The sequence below is a fragment of the Frankia sp. CeD genome (genome assembly GCF_000732115.1).
GTDB classification, from domain to species: Bacteria; Actinomycetota; Actinomycetes; order Frankiales; family Frankiaceae; genus Frankia; species Frankia casuarinae.
Map to the genome: position 1 here is coordinate 1 of NZ_JPGU01000118.1, position 1,354 is coordinate 1,354.

1 pseudogene is annotated in these 1,354 nt (G+C 68.0%); it reads left to right on the forward strand.

Annotated features, from left to right (window positions below):
• The first annotated feature begins 234 nt into the window (after window positions 1-234).
• Window positions 235-1,224 (forward strand): annotated as a pseudogene (locus tag CED_RS23220) (IS5 family transposase).
• The last annotated feature ends 130 nt before the right edge of the window (window positions 1,225-1,354 follow it).

Here is a 1,354-nt window from a genome sequence, read left to right on the forward strand (position 1 = left end):
CCTGACCCTCTACGGAGTCCTCCGCACCCTCCAGGCCCTGCTCGCCGTCTGGACCGGCGCCTGCCCCACCTGCCAACGACCCTTCACCCACACACCCACCGTCACACAACACCTATCCGGAGTCACCTATCCGGAGTCACCTAACGAAGTCCTGCTAGAGCCTGTTCCGGGTTCGGATCACAGGCGGGATGATCGCCTTTCGTGTTCGGGTGCTCCGGCTGGTAGCACGGTTGTATGACTCGTGGCGACCTGACCGACGGTGAGTGGGAGCTGATCGAGCCGTACCTCCCGCTGNGGGCCTCCGGGCTGATCCCTGACCTGCGCAGCTACGTCAACGCGGTGATGTGGAGGTTCCGGACCGGCAGTCCCTGGCGGGACGTGCCCGAACGCTACGGCTCCTGGTCGACGATCTACGACCGGTTCCGGCTGTGGGCGCAGGACGGGGTCTTCCAGACCCTCATGGACGCGATGATCACCGAGGCGGCGGCGCGCGACGATGTCGATCTCAGCCTGGCCAGCGTGGACTCCACCGTCGCCCGCGCGCATCACCACGCGGCGGGCATGGTGGTCGACCCGGATCTCCTGGTCGACCTGGAGAAGGCCCTGACGGAGGAAAAGGGGCTTCAGAAACCGGGCAAAACGACTGTGTGACCGAGGCGCCCGAGGGTGGTGAGGAAGCCGAANGGGCACGGCGCCGCGCGGTACGCCGACGCCGCAGGGCTCGGCTGACCGCCGCCGAGCTGGGACGTTTCCGGGGCGGGCTGACCAGCAAGGTGCACCTCGCGACCGACCGGCGCTGCCGCCCGCTGTCCATCGTCCTGACCCCCGGACAGGCCGCGGACAGCCCGCGTTTCCTCCTGGTCCTGAAGAAAATCAAGGTGCCCGGTCGGGCGCCCCAGGACCCGGCCGGACGCGGTCGCCGGCGACAAGGCGTACTCCTCCCGCGCCAACCGCGCCCACCTGCGCGCCCGGAAGATNCAGGCGGTGATCCCGGAGAAGGCCGACCAGAAGGCCAACCGCAAGAAACGCGGCAGCCTCGGTGGCCGCCCGGTCAGCCACGACGCCACGCTTTACAAGGACCGCAACACCGTGGAGCGCAGCATCAACAAGATCAAGGAATGGCGGGGTCTGGCCACCCGCTACGACAAGACACCCGAAAGCTACGCCGCGGGACTCCACCTACGCGGATCCATCCTCTGGCTACGCAGCCTCCCGACCCCATGATCCGAACCCAGAACAGGCCCTAGTGCTGGTTGGGTGCACCCGTCAGCCGCCGGTTCGACCGCCAAGCAGTGGACGGTAGGTCCGATCGCCTCGGTCATCGACCATGTCCGGGATGCCGTGACGCGGCGGG